This is a genomic window from Candidatus Methanoperedens sp., from assembly GCA_027460535.1.
Taxonomy (GTDB): domain Archaea; phylum Halobacteriota; class Methanosarcinia; order Methanosarcinales; family Methanoperedenaceae; genus Methanoperedens.
Window position 1 is genome coordinate 119,367 of the sequence record JAPZAR010000024.1, and the last position, 15,463, is coordinate 134,829.

The window sequence follows — 15,463 nt, forward strand, 5'->3', positions numbered from 1 at the left end:
ATGCACATAAAGGAGGATACACTATGGTACGATTAGAAAAACAGGGGGATTCCTTCGTACTGGTGACAGGTACAGCACAGAAACAGGACATAAGCGTTTTAGTTAATGCTATGGCAGAGCTTCAAAAAAATTCCCCGGACAGGAATAAGATCAAGGATGGCCTCTTGTACCTTGATAATTCTTCGGGGACCGATATTAGAAAAGAAATTAAAACTGTGCTGCAAAAGGCTATCGAGTATAGGGAACTGACCATCACAGACTTATAATCACAGACCAATATTTTACTGATGCCAGATCTGTTCCTGATTCCGATTATAAACATATTTGATGTTCACGATGTTGCTATCAGGGATTGGCTCAATAAACTTGACGTGTATGATCTGAAGCCTCATCTTGAATATCCTTTCAGGCTTGACAGGTTTTTCCCTGAGAGTACAAAACACGCCCTGAAATGCGTGGATGATGTCCACGGGGAAATCCTGCGTTTGCTCGATATTACCGATCCGCAGGCGGTCTTTTTTGATATATCGGTTGATTTTGTTGATCTTGAGAACAGGTATAACAAAAGACTTATTTCACCTCTCGAGTTCTGGTCCGAGTATTACCAGATATCAGCCGGGAAAGGTGGCTCACAGGCTTTATATTGTATTTATATCAAAGGAATTATTGACAGGAACATAAGACTTATTGAAGGCAAAGACCACCTTCCATTAAGCGTGGTTTTTTATGGCCAGGATATTAAGACCAGGGAAGAGTTCATTCCAGTCTATGAAAACATTCTCGAAAAGGACGATGATTTCTTATTGCAGATGGTGAGGGTGGTCAATGAAATTGCTACATTCCGTACATTGCCAAAACATCTCTGGTATACCCCTATGCAGATAAGACTGATGGCAATTTCATACGAGGAAACAGAGAAATTCTACAACGAACTCCTAAACCGTCTTGGAGAAATGCTGAGATTCAAAATAAGGGATTACATAGTTAGAAATTTGAAAGATCGTGCGCTTGAGTTGTCGTTGGCATACGAGAGATTCCTTGAGCATAAGATAAGAGCTGATGAAATAAAATTCTCAAATATCCTCGAAGGGCTGAATATACTCACAACCCAGTTGGAGAATCCCTCGATCGTGATATTCTGCGCACCCATGCACTACTGCGCCCTTTTGGATGCATTAAAAAAAGAAAAAAGTCTGGGCGAGCTTGCGATCACTATCAGGGAGATCGATATATCATCATTGCTGGATAAGATGAAACCCTTCACGCAAAAGAATAGAATAATGCAGAACGACTACGATGTTGCCTTGAACATACTCGGATACAAAAAGCCCGCAAAATATGATACGCCTGGAGCAATTCTTAATCCTGCGCCAGGTATTCCACATTTGGCCTGACCGCCCTGAAATTCTTCATGAATTCATGGATCTCAGGCGGGAGTTCTGTTGAGACCGGAAGCCCAAGGTCTATTGCATCCTTCGCCGAGATAAGGTGCGCATGCACCATTTCTCCACCTATCAGTTTTTCCACCACCTTTCTTTGCTTTTCTATATCATCGAACTTCCCGTCAAGCAGTTCGTTCACGGTAGCTCTCATGAAATTCAATACTTTTTCCGAGATATCACTCATCATAAGGGTAGTATCGTCCGCTTCAAGTCCTTTTTTACTGGCAACGTGGAGCCACGAGGGCGCTGGAAAAACGCCCCTCAGGAAATCGCCAACCTGCGGGTCTATCGGACCGAGGGAGGCATCCTTGTCCATTATTATTTCATTTGCCGCAAGGGCGATGATCGTCCCGCCCGACATGGAATAATGAGGAATGAAAACCCGGGTCCTGGATTTGTGATTCTTCAATGCTCTTGCTATCTGCACCGAGGCATGAAGCTGTCCCCCCGGCGTATGGATGATGAGATCTATAGGTTTATCTTTTGCCTCGCGTATACCTCTTAGAACCTCCTCCGCATCCTCCACATCTATATACTGATAGACAGATAAGCCCAGCATGGAGATCGCTTCCTTTCGATGTATCATCGTAAGCACTTTTGTACCCCATTTTTCCTCCATATCCCGGATCTTGGAGAGCCTTTTTCTCCGCGCCGCACGCATCTGGAATTGCGGATACATCAGGAGATACAGGAAAACCAGCGCACCGAGGATGATCAGGAAATCCGTAGTATTCAGTTGCTCGAACATATACGAATCATTGCTTTCCCTACTAAATATAGGTTATGAAAATTCCCCACGCTATCAGGATGATCGTTCCTATTACAATAAAACCTGGGAAGGTCTTCCTGGTCAGACCGGCAAGCTCCGCCGGACCTGACCATCTCACCAGCAGCATCTTGTTTCCTGTGCTTATTATGCTTGCAAGCACCGCGGTCAGCGCCGCCGTGCTGAAAGGAATAACCCCGCTTACAGCCAGTGCGGTGGCAGACGCTGTCACTACAGCGCTGCTGATAAACCCTCCAAGTGCGGTGGCATAAATGCCGGCAACCCCGGCCCACATATTGGCGAATCTTGAAACTATAGATAATGCCGCAAAGCCGAAGCCGAATTTTATGGCTGAAGACAGGGCAAAAGGTGATTCCAGTTTGATGGTCTCGTTTGCATGTATATCGTCCCTTGATTTTATTACCGCTGCGACCGAAACGGCTGTAATTGCCAGCTGCGCCGGTGCCATCAGCCAGAATACCCTGCCGCTTGGGTCAACTATGAGCGTTATGACAAGATTGCGTATCAGCATTGCTGCATTTGAAAGGATGATCCCGACATAGCATGATTCCACCAACAAGTTCTTTTTTTTAGCAATTGCTGCGAGTGCTCCTGTAGTTGCTTCGCTGTTCACGAGACCCCCCAGAAGCCCTGAGAGTGGTATACCGAAGCTCGTCCCCATTTTTTTCATTATTATGAAACAGATGAAACTGATGGTCGAGACAATGATTACGATTAGGAGTATCCATCGCGGATTAATTACGCCCATGAAAAGCTCATTGGGAGTTATTGGGTAAAGTATGAAAATGACCGCAAGAAAACGCACAGCGCTCAGGATCTCATCATCTGTGAGGTTTGTGGCAAATGAATGAAGCGGGCGTTTTTCAGCAAGCAGAAGGGTTATCAAAACCCCGCCCACTATAGCGATAAGATACAGGTTGTAGGTTATCAAAATGCCGAGGAGAAATGTGCAGTAAAGCGCAATCGGGCCTGTTATACCGGCCTGCTTTAAAGTAACATTTTTTACATATACGTAAATCACAGCTATTGCCGCAAAAAATCCAAGGGAGATAAGTAAAACGCCGGAATTCACGATCTGCGCCAAATACGAAGAGATCATCCCAGCGATGCATGCTATGGTAAACGAGCGAACACCTGCTATCAGCTCTTCGCCTTCAGGGCGCCTGTGCTCTCTTTCTATGCCGATGAGGATGCCGATGAGGGATGCAAGAGCCAATTTCTGGAAAAATTCGATGTCTATGTTGGTGAGGGACTGTGATACCAGGTCAACCATTAATAACCAATGGTCAATACTTTTTTATATACTTATTGCAGCATAAACCGTTAACTACATACGCCCATGCAAAGTATTCAACCCAAATGATAAAAAAAAGACCCCTTTTGATGATGATACTCGATGGTTATGGCCTGAGCGAGAAAGAGGAAGGGAATGCCATAGCAGCAGCAAAAACACCGAATATGGACGGGCTTTTTTCAAGCTATCCTTATTCCGTGCTCAATGCATCGGGCGAATCTGTGGGACTGCCGAAAGGCCAGATGGGTAATTCTGAAGTCGGGCATCTCAATATAGGCGCGGGAAGAATAGTTTACCAGGACCTGACCCGGATCACGAAATCCATCCGCGATGGGAATTTCTTCAGGAATAGAACGCTTCTTGATGCAATGGAAAAAGTCAAAAGCCAGGGTTCATCGCTGCATCTCATGGGTTTGCTTTCAGACGGCGGTGTGCACAGCCACATAAACCACCTCTATGCACTGCTTGAGATGGCAGGAAATCTTGGCCTGAAAAAGGTTTACGTGCATGCATTTCTTGACGGCAGGGACGTGCCTCCAAAAAGCGCTCTTACGTATATAGCGGAAGCTGAAATCAAATTGAAAACTCTGGGCGGTGAGTTCGCAACAATCATGGGGAGATATTATTCCATGGACAGGGACAAACGGTGGGACAGGGTGGAAAGAGCCTATTCTGCTATGGCGCAAGGCCAAGGAATTACAGCAGAAAGCGCCATTCTTTCCGTGGAAAAAGCCTATGAAAGAGGAGAGACGGATGAATTTGTCATACCAACGGTGATCCTGAAAAACGGGAAACCTGTTTCCTGTGTCTCGGACAAGGATTCCGTGATTTTCTTTAATTTCCGCTCGGACCGGGCGCGAGAGATCACCCGCACCTTTATTGACAATGATTTCAAGGATTTCAGGCGAAATTCGTTCCCACGAACGTATTTTGTGTGCTTCACGCAATACGATGAGACCTTCAATGTTCCCGTCGCATTTCCGCCAGAATCCCTGAAGAATATTCTTGCGGTTGTGCTGGAGGAGCATCATTTAAAGCAACTCAGGGTTGCCGAGACTGAGAAATATGCTCACGTCACATTCTTTTTCAATGGAGGCATGGAAGCGCCGGTTGCAGGGGAGGATAGAATACTGATACCATCTCCAAAAGTCGCGACGTATGATTTGCAGCCTGAAATGAGCGCCTTTCTGGTGACCGATGAAGTGGTGAAGGCGATAGCGCAAAGGAAATATGATATCATCATCCTGAACTATGCTAATCTTGATATGGTGGGGCATACCGGTATTCTCGAAGCTGCTGTGAAAGCTGTTGAGGCAGTCGACCAGTGCGTAGGACGGGTATACGAAGCAATGAGAAAAGCTGGCGGCTTATTGATTCTCACTGCCGATCACGGGAATGCGGAAAAGATGCTTGACAATAACGGGGGGATCCACACAGCGCATACATCAAATCCCGTGCCTTTCCTGGTATGCAAGAAAGAGATCATGCTCCGTAACGGAATTCTAGCTGACATAGCCCCCACACTTCTTGATATTCTCGGGATAGAAAAACCGAAAGAAATGACGGGGCAGTCTTTAATAAAGATATAACTTAATATAGTTTTCAAACATATTTTTATACATGGATGCCGCATCCGACCTGACCATCTTCCACGGCAAGCTCACGATACTCGTGGTTTTCGGGCACGGGGGAGAAGTGGACAAAAGCCAGCTAAAAAAATTCATAGGTTCTGAGGTAATTGCTGAACGCTGGAACAAACCAATAGAAATAGAACAGTGTGAAGGTGTAGGGGTAATTGTTTCAGGGAGTGAAAAGATAACCTGTAACGTAAATAATTACACCGATGTTTTTGTGGCAGGTGTGTCGATCCTGAGGACAGAGATCGAAATCAGAGATAAGATTTCATTCAACGACATACTTGTGTCGCTTCATTCAAACACTATTATTGTCGACGGGCTTGATTTCCAGTCATTTGCCAACAAGAAAATCAGCGAGATTCGCGAAAAGCTTAATCCAGGCAAGAAGGTATCGTATTATCCAATTACAAAGAGATACACGCTCTTAAAAATTAAAGAATTCACTCCGAAGCTGGAACATAGGGGGCTGAAAGAGCAGTACGGCGAGATCATCACACGTTTCCTTTCCGGGGAGACATCTATAAGACCGTTGCACAGTAAAGAGATCACGGAAAAACTTGGCAACGACCTCTCGTACTATGACGAAGACCTGTTTCTTACCTCTCCCGAAGGTGTATTTATCCTGGGCTGTGATGATTATATCAAAGACCTGCGCGAACTGCTTGAACTTGCCATCTCGCTTTTGTTGTTATTCCAGATCTATGACCGTAAGATAGATTCAGAGATCACCAATGCGTTTGATGCGATAAAAAAAATGCATATTTCAAAGCTTTATTTCCTCACACTTGCCCCTCGAAAGCTTGAAAAAGCCCTGCTTAATGTGAGCGAGATCGGGCTCGTAATCCTTGACGATATCGAGGATCTGATGAATCCCCATAAGATAACCCAGGACTGGTATTACCAGTCAACTTACCAGAAAATGCTGAACACCCTTAAAGTGAATGACTTTGAAAAGGTCGTGCAGCATAAGATTGATTCCCTGCAGGAGCTCTACTCCACGGCAAGGGAACTTTCCACCGAGCAATTGATGTTGATCCTGGAAGTTGTTGTAGTATTGTTGATCCTGTGGGAAGTTATATCTCCCGTAATAAAATGATCTATAATCAAATGTCCTTGCTCATTCTTCTTTAGTTTTGGGTTCCAATACTTCCTTGTTGTATCTCTCAAGGTAAATTACTTCCTTGATATCCGTATTGGCGATGAGCTCACTTGCTATCTGCCTTTTGGACATGAGCCATCTCTGATTATATGTCATATCAGGGTCGATTTCAACAGTCGCTGTTTCGCCATTTATCTGGATGGAAAGATCCCTTCCAAGATAAAGGCCCAGAAGACCATGCACTTTGCCTTCATTATCCTCGATTTTTTCTTTTATCTCGTAATCGTAGGTAACCGTGACCCCTGCCAGGAACCTGTTAAAATCAACCTGTGCCATCCTCCCGATAACTCTTATTATTGTCCCGGCGCGGCCGTCTACCTGCACGGGCATACCAACCTGTGGTCTATCCTTGAATTTGGTAATGGGAATGGTCTCGATAAGTTCCGGATTCCTGTGGCCAAAGGCTTTCTCAGGCGGGAGAGTAATGCTTCCTTTGTATCCAACATCCTTGCCTATCAAATCCTCATCAAGCCCAAGAACCGTATGCCCCGCGCCAACAACTATTACATCTCCGCCATATTTTCCTTTCTCGTTGTAGATTCCGCTGGCTCTGGCAACCTCTTCTTCCGTGGTATCGAAAATACGATCCTCGGTTTTTCCTGTGTATGATACTTTAATGAAATCTCCTTTTTGAATGCTCATTATTATTCCTGTTCCTTTTTTCCGCTCTTGATGTATCAATGGTATAAAATACTTACTTAAATGTCATTTCAGAAAGCATTATTGTATATCCTGTTCTTTAAGAGGGGAGGAATCGTATTGAAAGCAACTGCATTTGCTGTGGAAGACATACCGCTGATCAAACCGGGCGCAGATATTGGCCGCCTCATCTCCGAAAAAGCTGAAGTGATGCAAAACGATATTGTCGTTGTTTCTTCGACGATAGTGTCAAAATCCGAGAACAGGATTCTTTCCCTGGATAAAGTGAACGCGACGGACCTAGCAAAAAAAATCGCAAAAAAGAACGGCAACGACCCGAGATTCGTTCAGGCTGTGCTTGATGAAAGCAGTGAAATATTACTCGAATCGCCCTTTATTCTTGTCCGCACAAGGAGCGGAAGTATTTGTGTTAATTCAGGCATAGACCACTCAAATGTAGAAGGCCAGGAGAACATCCTTCTGCTTCCGGAAGATCCTGATAAAAGTGCACGAGCAATAAAGGATTCCATATTCAAGCACACTGGAAAGAAGGTCAGTGTAATTATCACGGATACTAACGGGCGTGCTTTCAGGATCGGCCAGACCGGTGCAGCCATCGGGATAGCGGGAATAATGCCGACCCGGGACTGGAGGGGGACAAAGGACCTTTTCGGGAAGGTACTTGAAGTAAAAAACGAAGGCATCGTGGATGAGCTCGCATGCTTTGCAAATATCCTGATGGGAGAGGGGGACGGAGGGACGCCGATCGTGATCGTTCGAGGATTGGATCTTTACAGCGAATCTTATGGTATTAAGGAATTATACAGGCCTGAGAAAGAAGATGTGATACGAAAGGCGCTTCTCAGATCTCTGTCAGTTTGAATTGTTTTCTGTCCTTTTTCACTTCAAAGAATTCCCGCGCCGCTCTGCTCACCTTTTCCCTGGATTCAGCCGGTGCAAAAACCCCCAGGCGCCAGTTATCAAGCTGCGCTTTTTCAAGGGATGCGACCAGGTTTGAGGCTTTATCTATGGATTCCATTTTACCGTTTATCATTACCTTGGCTTTCATTTCAATTATATGGGGTTTTTCGGGTATGTCAACGATCACATACTCTGGTGATATGCCTGCGCCTTCTGCTATTTCCATTTCCACTCTCTTTATGTTCTTCCTGAATTTTAATACATCCGCGTTCAAGGAATCAAAACCGGTATAAAGCGCTCGTTTGAACAGGCGCCGCTCATCCAGCCTTTTTGCTATTTCCGCCGCATAACCCTTGGAACTCTTCATTTCCATCATGAACATGATATCATCCATCCTCTGAAACGATAGCGGCGAGAGACCTTCATTCTCGATCAGGTATTGCGCCGCCCGGATGCACATGGATTCCGCGATCCTGCTTACGTGATGGAAGTAAACAGTAAGATGCATCAGGAAACGAGATACGAGCAGTGACTCGGCGGCCTGCAACCCCCCCGGGTTCAGAACGAGTCTATTCTCGTTGAACTTCAACTCGTGTATCAACCTCACATGGTCCACAAGACCGAAGGCTACGCCGGTGTAGTGAGCATCCCGTACAAGATAATCCATTTTATCAACATCTATCTCACTGCTCAGGATCTGTCCGGGATAGGTTTCCCCCCTGATATGTGCGGCTATGGAAGATGGTGATAAACCATGCTCTTTCAGCACATCAGCAATTGTGCCTTTTTTTAAAAGTTCCCCCACACTGTCATGGCTTTTTCTTGTGTACTTCTCTATGATATCCTCGGTCGCATGGGAAAATGGCCCGTGCCCGATATCATGAAGCAGCGCCGCTGCTAGCAATTCTTTCTGCTGTTGCTCATCTACCTGCCTGGCCAATTGCCGTGTGAGATGGTATACTCCGAGTGAGTGCTCAAACCTGGTATGGTTCGCCCCAGGGTAAACTAGATTGGAAAATCCGAGCTGCCTTATCCTCCTGAGCCTCTGGACCTCAGGCGAGTCGATAAGAGAAAGTGCAAGTTCATCAAGTTCAATATAATCGTGGACCGGGTCGCGTATTACTTTCATGAAATTTCTCTTTATAAAATTCCATAAACTATATACAATGAAGAATTATAAACCTTATTGAATTACGGTATTAAGTCTGATTTACAGAGGTTAGATGGACATTGAGATCAGAAAAGCTACACTATCAGATATCAAGGACATAAAAAAGATCCTTTCTTTTTATTGCCTTGATACTGAAAACGTGGAAAAAAATCTGCCTGAATTTATTGTAGCTGTTCTGGATTGCAGGATTGTTGGATGCGCCTGCCTGGATATGGGGGAAATTATAGAACTGCGGTCGATTGCAGTGCTTCCAGGTTTTCGAAATAAGGGCACAGGCTCAAAGCTCGTGGATTCTATCTTAAGGCGTGCAGCCGATTCGACACAGGCAGTCTATCTTCGAACCACATCGCCCTCCTTTTTTCAGAAGAAAGGATTCCGGAAACTCCAGGAAGATGAGAAAAAAGTCATCTGGAAAGAGTGCGCCGAATGCGATAAGTTCAACGTCTGTAAACAAACTCTCATGAAAATCAATATTGGCTGATGTTTTTGATTTTAACAATTAAATATTATTTATCAAGTCTGTTACCGGTATGTTCAATGTTGGGCTACATTATTTATGTTTTGGGGTACTAAATGAAAGCCAGAGTATATCCGGAAAGAAAAATCCGATGTTTTCAATGCTATTCTGGATGCTGAGAAGGATTTCATTGAAGAACAGCAATGGAACACGAGGAAAGGATTATTAAGCATGGAAAGTGATTGCTAATCATGAATAAAGGGTGTGAGTGATTGTTCAGGAGATTTTTGGAATCGTACATCGATGTCTGCAATAATATCGTGACAGAATCCGCCAATTCGGTTCTGATGTTCGAGGCAGGGGAGCAGGCCGCGATGGACCTTAAGACCACGAAGCTTGAGGATATAACTCTGGAATTTGAGAAAGACGAACTAAAAGTATCAATTGAGGTATCCGAAAAAAAAGTCGCGTTCAGGATCAAAGGCCTGCCGTTGTCCGGGAAAAAATGTAAATATTGTGATATCCTGAGAGGATTCCTGGGTGGAGTATCGCGAAAACATCTCGATACCAGGTATTATTGCAAAAAGGGCGAGGAATGCGCTCTTGAAGGGTCGGATGAATGCCTTTTCATGGCGGAGCTGATCGAATGAATAAATGCTTATCCGCAGGGATAAAAAGCTGGTCTGCCAGATAGCAGCTTCTACGGAAAAGGTGTGAAATGCCAAAGGATTTGACTGTAACCCTGAGCGACCTGGAATACGAGATTCTCAAAAGGTTAAAAATAGTTGAGGGCGAGGATGGAGTAAAGCTAAGAAATCTTTTGAGACTTTATGTTTCCACAATCCCCGAGCTGAAATCATCTGAATATGCCCTGAAAAGGGCTGAAAACAAGGAAGAGATCGAAACGATCCTCAGGAATGTGTGGGCTTCATATGAACTTACAGATAATCCTACAGAGCAGTGGAAAGAAGAGAAAATAAACAAATTGATCAGCGACCTAACGGAGATCAACGCACTTGTAAAAATCGGGGAAAAACAATTCATTCCAACAAATAAATTCAGAAGTCTGTTCAAATCATTGCTTCATGATATTGCATCCGAAATGAAGGATGTGGATGAATATACAGCAGCGTGCATAGCCACGATCCAGCTTCTGATGGAGTTCGGTGCAGGAAGCCTGAGTAACGAGACCATAAGCGACGGAACCATCCTGATCAATGAAGGATGGATGTTTGCATATGCGACAGCGATGAAGAAGGCGAGGGAGTTCATGAAAACAAAGAAAATATTCGCAGAAATACCCGCGCAGATACCATCACAGGTATGATAGAACACCGTTGACGTGGCACAATACGGGGTCTGGCGCGAATATGCCTTTATACTGTTTTGCCCTGAACCTGCAGCCTCCCCTGCATTCGCAAACCATTTCGCAATCACGGCAATCCAGTTTATCCAGCCCCCATAGATAAGCTCTGCACAGTTCATTCCAGGCTTTTCTTAAGTCGTTGACATCCCCCACTGGTTCATCATCAAAAAACCCGCATTTACTGACACTACCGTCAGGGGAGACGGAACACAGATGCGAGCCGCAGGTGTAATCGCCAGTGCTTTCATGGGCTCCTCCCCCGAACCCGTATTTTAATAATGATGCCGCTTCATCCATATCGGGCATATAATCCGGGTTCTCTTCCAGATTCCCGACAATTGAGGGCACATCCACACTCCATGAAAGGATTTCCATTTCTGAAAAGAGCTTGTGCATCTCGTCGAATTCCCCTGTATTGTATCTATGAACCATCGTAGCGATCGAAACGGGTATGTTGAAACCGGAGAGTGCTGAAATCCCGGAGATGGCTTTATCAAAGGAACCTTTTCCACGCAAAATATCATGAGACCTGATGCCGTCAATACTCACCTGAACTTCGTGTACATATTCTGAAAGTTTTTTTGCCGTTTTCCTGTCTATTAAAGTCCCGTTTGAGAGAATCACTATCCTCAGTTCATGGGAACTCAGGGATTCCAGGAGTTCCCAGAACCTTGCATGCATCAAAGGTTCCCCGCCTGAGATCATGAGTTTCAGACCTCCCATTTCTTCAAACTGGGAGACTGCTTTTTCAAAAAGGCCGATTTCAATATCTTTATTTCCTGATCTTCCAAGATAGCAATGTTTGCATTTGAGATTGCATTTCTCGGTGATGTTCAAAAGAAGGTAACGCAGCGAAGGGTTTGGAGATTTGCTAACTTTTATTTTTCTCACCCCCGCCGACATCAGAAGCATACCCTCGCTTTGCATGTATTCTATTGATTCTTTCTCACTTTCAGGGATAATTCTAGATGAGGAATGCTTGCCATCGCATTTTTTCAAGAACTCAAATGCTTCTTCGTCCAGCTCATATAATTGATCTTCGGCTATGTTGTAAACATAAGGCGCTTCAAGCGACCTCAGCACAAAATCAGGTGAAAGAACAGGGAAGTACTCAGCCGAGGGCATCTCTAATCTCTTCCTGGGAAATTTTGCCGCTCTTCAGCATACTTTTTAAAACTTTAAATGCGGCACATTCAAGCTCCATGTCATCTTCTTTGAAAAACTCGCAATGAGTGCAAATGAGCTCGACACAGGGATTCTTATTGGTCATCGGTTCACTTTAAACAGGTTATTCCTTGATATCCTTAGGCATTTAGAGCAACGGCTATGCTTTTCAAAAAAAATGAAAGAAATCATTTTCTTTCTATGCGCATGAGGAATGACACTTGCAGGTTCCTTTTGCGATTTTCTTGAGTTTAAGAATCTTCATGTAATTTCCTCCCATTGAATATTCGGATTGATTACTTATGTAGTTTATGGTCATATCCCCTCGATTTCCTGCGTTTTCCGAATCATCGATTTGCACACAGCCATTTCAGCCTGCGTGTTGACATTCAGCGCCAGTTCTTCATCTTCCAGGACGAGAACGAATTCGTCCTGTTCCTCCCTTATCCTGTCCGCCTCAAGGATATTTATGCCGCAGGGAACCACAAACATATTGTTCTTGCGGAAAACAGTATCGGGGCGAAGACCCAATCTGGTGCACACATCCAGTTTCATATTGACCGAAAGAGCTGGCTTTTTCATATATCCATGTTTTTCTATAATCCTGTCTATGAGCTCTGAAGTAACAAGGGGCAGATCGGCCATTATGAAAAGCACGTGTCCCTTAATTTTGGCTTTTTCCACGGCTGAGACCATATCATTAACGAAACCACGGCCTGAGGTCGGGATTATCTCTATGTTCCCATGATTTTTCTTAAAATCGGAAAGCCATGAAACCGTTTCTTTGACCTTTGGTGAGGTTGCAACGAATATCCTGCCTATTTTTTTTGAGCCAAGAAGAGCTGAGAGGACATAATGGATCATCGGTTTCCCGCATAGATCGGTGAGAGGTTTCTCTTTCTCACCAAGCCTTTTCCCCATGCCGCCAGCCATCACTATTGCATCCATAAGACACCTGCAATGAAAAGCAAACAGGCAAGACGCCCTATTTCATTGGAAGCCCCCATGACATCCCCGCTTACCCCACCAAAATGGCGGTTCGCGGTATTGAGGACAAGGAGCGCAGCAACCTGCGCAACTATCAATGATTCCAATCCCGGGACGCCAAGAAAAACGAAACAAACAACTGCCGAAAACACCATTCCTATGACAAAATCCGAAAGTTTCGTGTTGTCAACCGACATCGCCCCGAAGCCTTCGTGTATTTTCCTGCCAAATGCCGCAACCGTGACCATTGACTGTTTTGCGCTTGTCTCTGCCACGACCAGTGCCAGCGTAAAAACCACGGCACTACTTTCCAGAATGGAGAAAAGCGAAGAGAAAATCCCAAGAATCGCGATTATGCAAAATACGACACCTCCCGTGCCAACAGCAATATCACGCATTGCCCGGACCTTTTTTTCCCTCGTGCCGTGCGCTGCGATACCGTCCCCGAAATCGGCCAGGCCATCGATATGATTGAACCCCGTGAGAAAGTAAATGGCTGTAATGACCACAAAGGAAGTCACCATCGGGGGAAATAATGCCGAGGATGCGAAACCTATCAGGGCAAGGATAATCCCGATGACCGCTCCCACGACGGGAAAGAAGTAAATGTGTTTCATGAGTTTCTCCACGCCTTCCTTGGTTATGCCTACCGGTATTGTGGTAAGGAAACCAAAACCGCTTCGGAGGGCAGAGAGCAGCTCACTCATCCCGCGAACCCGCTCCGTCTTTTCCCGGGAAGTGCTTTCTTTGCCTTTCCTCCGTCATCTTTTCCTCGCGAGTACATGTTCGCTGAGGCTCCACCGATGAGCCCTGCTACAACATCGTCCATGAAAGGCCCGAGTTTTGATAAGATTCCCGGCTTTAACTTATCAAACCTGACGTATTCAAATATCCCCTTGTCGCCGCTGATATATTTTGCTATGCTCATTCCTATCACTTCATCCACTATCAGAAAGGTCAGGTCCTTTTTGAAGGTCTCTTTGCTCATGCCGGGAAGTTCCCCCTTCTCGCCCTCCTTTTCAAGGAGCAGGCCTGCATAAAGCAGTATGCACAGGTTTGGGTCGGAGAGCGCAAGCCTGAGTTCCCTTTTAAAGACCTGCTGCGCAATATCCTTGTTTTCGACCCCGGGATGGGGGACATACAGCTCCATGGCTGCCGAGACCAGCACTTCTTCCGGGAGACCGGCGTCTTCAAGGACTTTCATGATGCCTTTCACATTATTATCTTCGACTTCCTCTGGCTGGTTCTTTTTCTTTTTTTCTTTCTTTATATCGGATAATTTCATTATTTCACCTGCTAACTTCTATTAGCAAAAATTCTGCTTTGAAACGTATTTAAACTGCAGATAAAAGCACATAAATGCAGATGATTCTTAATGAAACTAATGCCGTTATCCTTTAGCTTTGAATTGAATTTTAACCGCAGATTGGCGCTATGAAACGTATTTAAACCGCAGATGAACGCAGATAAACGCAGATGGTTTTTAATGAAACTGCTGTCATCATTTTTTTTCTTTGAAACCAATTTCAACCGCGAATTGATGCTTTGAGAAATATTCAACCGCATATCGGCGCTATAAAACGGTTTTAGTCCGCAGATGGGCGCAGATAAATAATGATAACATAAGTCGTTTCGGACATTTTTTAACCGCAGATGAACCTCCCGAGTCGCGCCTCGGGAGGGGGCATCCACGTCAACCGTTGCGCCAGTTGACGTCGCCCACACGTATGGTTTTGCCATACGTGGAGATACGTGTCTATGCGTCACGGCGAGCATGACGCCGATAAACGCAGATGCGTATTGGACAATTCTGCGCATGTCAGCGGGTATATGTGGTTTTTTATATACCATTCACTATCCTCTTAATTTCAACTCTTGGCTTGCTGAAATTGATAAGCAAGCACAGTTTTAGACCCGTAATTCTAAGATAATTCAAGCACTGTGCAATATGAATATCATCGAATTCCTTAACGGTTTTTAATTCAACTAAGATTTCATCCTCAACCAGAATATCCGCGATGTAATCGCCGACTAATTCATTTTTGTAATATACCTTTAACGGCGCCTGCGGGAATGTTTTTAGCCCTTTCAGGTTAAGCTCCACCGACAGTGCATTTTCATAGACTTTTTCAAGAAAGCCAGCGCCAAGAATATTGCTTACTTCAAACGCCGCGCCAATAATCTTCTCTGATAATTGATTCAATCTATCTTCGTTCGCATTTACCTGGAGTGCCATATTCTCAAAACCTTGATCTCATGCAACCATTTTCCATACTCACCGATTCATTAAATCTGCGTTCATCTGCGTTTATCTGCGTTCGTATATACAACATCCATGCGAGAAATATAAAAACGTTCTTGCACCTACATAAAAGTAGGTCGAGAGGGTAACAAACATTGCGTTTGGGATCCGTTCCCGTAGATTAACCTGTTGCCCTC

19 protein-coding genes are annotated in these 15,463 nt (G+C 44.7%); 8 read left to right on the forward strand and 11 right to left on the reverse strand.

Features of this window, described 5'->3' with window-relative positions; all coding sequences use genetic code 11:
* Positions 1-23 precede the first annotated feature (23 nt).
* Positions 24-266 carry a hypothetical protein gene (locus O8C65_10555; protein MCZ7357364.1) on the forward strand — a complete coding sequence of 81 codons (243 nt, stop codon included), beginning with the start codon at positions 24-26 and terminating at the stop codon, positions 264-266.
* Positions 267-287: 21 nt separating this feature from the next.
* Positions 288-1,394 (forward strand): hypothetical protein, encoded by a 1,107-nt coding sequence (locus tag O8C65_10560; protein ID MCZ7357365.1) that lies wholly within the window; start codon positions 288-290, stop codon positions 1,392-1,394.
* Here the strand turns inward: O8C65_10560 and O8C65_10565 are convergent.
* A complete protein-coding gene (locus O8C65_10565) occupies positions 1,360-2,190 on the reverse strand; it encodes an ATP-dependent Clp protease proteolytic subunit (protein MCZ7357366.1) in 831 nt (276 codons plus the stop codon). The genes O8C65_10560 and O8C65_10565 overlap by 35 nt on opposite strands.
* Positions 2,191-2,212: 22 nt before the next feature.
* Positions 2,213-3,502 carry an MgtC/SapB family protein gene (locus O8C65_10570; GenBank protein MCZ7357367.1) on the reverse strand — a complete coding sequence of 430 codons (1,290 nt, stop codon included), beginning with the start codon at positions 3,500-3,502 and terminating at the stop codon, positions 2,213-2,215.
* Between the two features lie 86 nt (positions 3,503-3,588).
* Here O8C65_10570 and gpmI point away from each other — a divergent pair, with 86 nt between their 5' ends.
* Positions 3,589-5,112 (forward strand): 2,3-bisphosphoglycerate-independent phosphoglycerate mutase, encoded by a 1,524-nt coding sequence (gpmI, locus tag O8C65_10575; protein MCZ7357368.1) that lies wholly within the window; start codon positions 3,589-3,591, stop codon positions 5,110-5,112.
* A gap of 31 nt (positions 5,113-5,143) precedes the next feature.
* Positions 5,144-6,256: a hypothetical protein gene (locus O8C65_10580; protein MCZ7357369.1), complete on the forward strand. Its 1,113-nt coding sequence runs from the start codon at positions 5,144-5,146 to the stop codon at positions 6,254-6,256.
* A gap of 21 nt (positions 6,257-6,277) precedes the next feature.
* On the opposite strand, the gene O8C65_10585 is transcribed toward O8C65_10580, so the two are convergent.
* On the reverse strand, positions 6,278-6,961 hold the full coding sequence (locus tag O8C65_10585; protein ID MCZ7357370.1) for a peptidylprolyl isomerase: 684 nt from the start codon (positions 6,959-6,961) through the stop codon (positions 6,278-6,280).
* 117 nt (positions 6,962-7,078) lie between these two features.
* On the opposite strand from O8C65_10585, the gene O8C65_10590 reads away from it, so the two are divergent.
* Complete coding sequence (locus tag O8C65_10590) at positions 7,079-7,840, forward strand: coenzyme F420-0:L-glutamate ligase (GenBank protein MCZ7357371.1); 762 nt, start codon at positions 7,079-7,081, stop codon at positions 7,838-7,840.
* Here O8C65_10590 and O8C65_10595 read toward each other — a convergent pair.
* A complete protein-coding gene (locus O8C65_10595) occupies positions 7,821-9,008 on the reverse strand; it encodes an HD domain-containing protein (GenBank protein MCZ7357372.1) in 1,188 nt (395 codons plus the stop codon). The genes O8C65_10590 and O8C65_10595 overlap by 20 nt on opposite strands.
* Positions 9,009-9,102: 94 nt before the next feature.
* On the opposite strand from O8C65_10595, the gene O8C65_10600 reads away from it, so the two are divergent.
* From O8C65_10600 to O8C65_10610, 3 genes are all read left to right on the forward strand, one after another.
* Positions 9,103-9,531: a GNAT family N-acetyltransferase gene (locus tag O8C65_10600; GenBank protein MCZ7357373.1), complete on the forward strand. Its 429-nt coding sequence runs from the start codon at positions 9,103-9,105 to the stop codon at positions 9,529-9,531.
* Positions 9,532-9,794: 263 nt separating this feature from the next.
* Positions 9,795-10,157 carry a hypothetical protein gene (locus O8C65_10605; protein MCZ7357374.1) on the forward strand — a complete coding sequence of 121 codons (363 nt, stop codon included), beginning with the start codon at positions 9,795-9,797 and terminating at the stop codon, positions 10,155-10,157.
* Positions 10,158-10,225: 68 nt separating this feature from the next.
* A complete protein-coding gene (locus O8C65_10610) occupies positions 10,226-10,834 on the forward strand; it encodes a hypothetical protein (protein MCZ7357375.1) in 609 nt (202 codons plus the stop codon).
* Here the strand turns inward: O8C65_10610 and O8C65_10615 are convergent.
* The 7 genes from O8C65_10615 to O8C65_10645 form a co-directional block, all read right to left on the reverse strand.
* Positions 10,823-11,998, reverse strand: coding sequence for a radical SAM protein (locus tag O8C65_10615; GenBank protein ID MCZ7357376.1), 1,176 nt, complete (start codon positions 11,996-11,998; stop codon positions 10,823-10,825). The two genes, O8C65_10610 and O8C65_10615, sit on opposite strands and share 12 nt — an antisense overlap.
* Positions 11,985-12,143, reverse strand: a complete 159-nt coding sequence (locus O8C65_10620) for a hypothetical protein (protein ID MCZ7357377.1) — start codon at positions 12,141-12,143, stop codon at positions 11,985-11,987. Before O8C65_10620 ends, O8C65_10615 begins: the two co-directional genes overlap by 14 nt.
* 209 nt (positions 12,144-12,352) lie before the next feature.
* Positions 12,353-12,985, reverse strand: coding sequence for an NTP transferase domain-containing protein (locus tag O8C65_10625; GenBank protein ID MCZ7357378.1), 633 nt, complete (start codon positions 12,983-12,985; stop codon positions 12,353-12,355).
* Complete coding sequence (gene cobS, locus O8C65_10630; protein MCZ7357379.1) at positions 12,973-13,731, reverse strand: adenosylcobinamide-GDP ribazoletransferase; 759 nt, start codon at positions 13,729-13,731, stop codon at positions 12,973-12,975. Before cobS ends, O8C65_10625 begins: the two co-directional genes overlap by 13 nt.
* The gene (locus tag O8C65_10635) at positions 13,728-14,309 is read right to left on the reverse strand and encodes a phosphatidylglycerophosphatase A (GenBank protein ID MCZ7357380.1); all 582 of its coding nucleotides are present in this window, start codon (positions 14,307-14,309) and stop codon (positions 13,728-13,730) included. The genes cobS and O8C65_10635 overlap by 4 nt, the downstream gene beginning before the upstream one ends.
* An 11-nt stretch (positions 14,310-14,320) precedes the next feature.
* Positions 14,321-14,875, reverse strand: a complete 555-nt coding sequence (locus O8C65_10640; GenBank protein MCZ7357381.1) for a hypothetical protein — start codon at positions 14,873-14,875, stop codon at positions 14,321-14,323.
* Positions 14,865-15,260, reverse strand: a complete 396-nt coding sequence (locus O8C65_10645; GenBank protein ID MCZ7357382.1) for a GxxExxY protein — start codon at positions 15,258-15,260, stop codon at positions 14,865-14,867. The genes O8C65_10640 and O8C65_10645 overlap by 11 nt, the downstream gene beginning before the upstream one ends.
* Between the last annotated feature and the right edge of the window lie 203 nt (positions 15,261-15,463).

Bases quoted from the DNA above. Each gene is read 5' to 3' on its own strand.
- O8C65_10555 (MCZ7357364.1), top strand. From the start codon at position 24: ATGGTACGATTAGAAAAACAGGGGGATTCCTTCGTACTGGTGACAGGT.
- O8C65_10560 (MCZ7357365.1), top strand. From the start codon at position 288: ATGCCAGATCTGTTCCTGATTCCGATTATAAACATATTTGATGTTCAC.
- O8C65_10565 (MCZ7357366.1), bottom strand. From the start codon at position 2,190: ATGTTCGAGCAACTGAATACTACGGATTTCCTGATCATCCTCGGTGCG.
- O8C65_10570 (MCZ7357367.1), bottom strand. From the start codon at position 3,502: ATGGTTGACCTGGTATCACAGTCCCTCACCAACATAGACATCGAATTT.
- gpmI (MCZ7357368.1), top strand. From the start codon at position 3,589: ATGATAAAAAAAAGACCCCTTTTGATGATGATACTCGATGGTTATGGC.
- O8C65_10580 (MCZ7357369.1), top strand. From the start codon at position 5,144: ATGGATGCCGCATCCGACCTGACCATCTTCCACGGCAAGCTCACGATA.
- O8C65_10585 (MCZ7357370.1), bottom strand. From the start codon at position 6,961: ATGAGCATTCAAAAAGGAGATTTCATTAAAGTATCATACACAGGAAAA.
- O8C65_10595 (MCZ7357372.1), bottom strand. From the start codon at position 9,008: ATGAAAGTAATACGCGACCCGGTCCACGATTATATTGAACTTGATGAA.
- O8C65_10600 (MCZ7357373.1), top strand. From the start codon at position 9,103: ATGGACATTGAGATCAGAAAAGCTACACTATCAGATATCAAGGACATA.
- O8C65_10610 (MCZ7357375.1), top strand. From the start codon at position 10,226: ATGCCAAAGGATTTGACTGTAACCCTGAGCGACCTGGAATACGAGATT.
- O8C65_10615 (MCZ7357376.1), bottom strand. From the start codon at position 11,998: ATGCCCTCGGCTGAGTACTTCCCTGTTCTTTCACCTGATTTTGTGCTG.
- O8C65_10620 (MCZ7357377.1), bottom strand. From the start codon at position 12,143: ATGACCAATAAGAATCCCTGTGTCGAGCTCATTTGCACTCATTGCGAG.
- O8C65_10625 (MCZ7357378.1), bottom strand. From the start codon at position 12,985: ATGGATGCAATAGTGATGGCTGGCGGCATGGGGAAAAGGCTTGGTGAG.
- cobS (MCZ7357379.1), bottom strand. From the start codon at position 13,731: ATGAGTGAGCTGCTCTCTGCCCTCCGAAGCGGTTTTGGTTTCCTTACC.
- O8C65_10635 (MCZ7357380.1), bottom strand. From the start codon at position 14,309: ATGAAATTATCCGATATAAAGAAAGAAAAAAAGAAAAAGAACCAGCCA.
- O8C65_10640 (MCZ7357381.1), bottom strand. From the start codon at position 14,875: ATGGTATATAAAAAACCACATATACCCGCTGACATGCGCAGAATTGTC.
- O8C65_10645 (MCZ7357382.1), bottom strand. From the start codon at position 15,260: ATGGCACTCCAGGTAAATGCGAACGAAGATAGATTGAATCAATTATCA.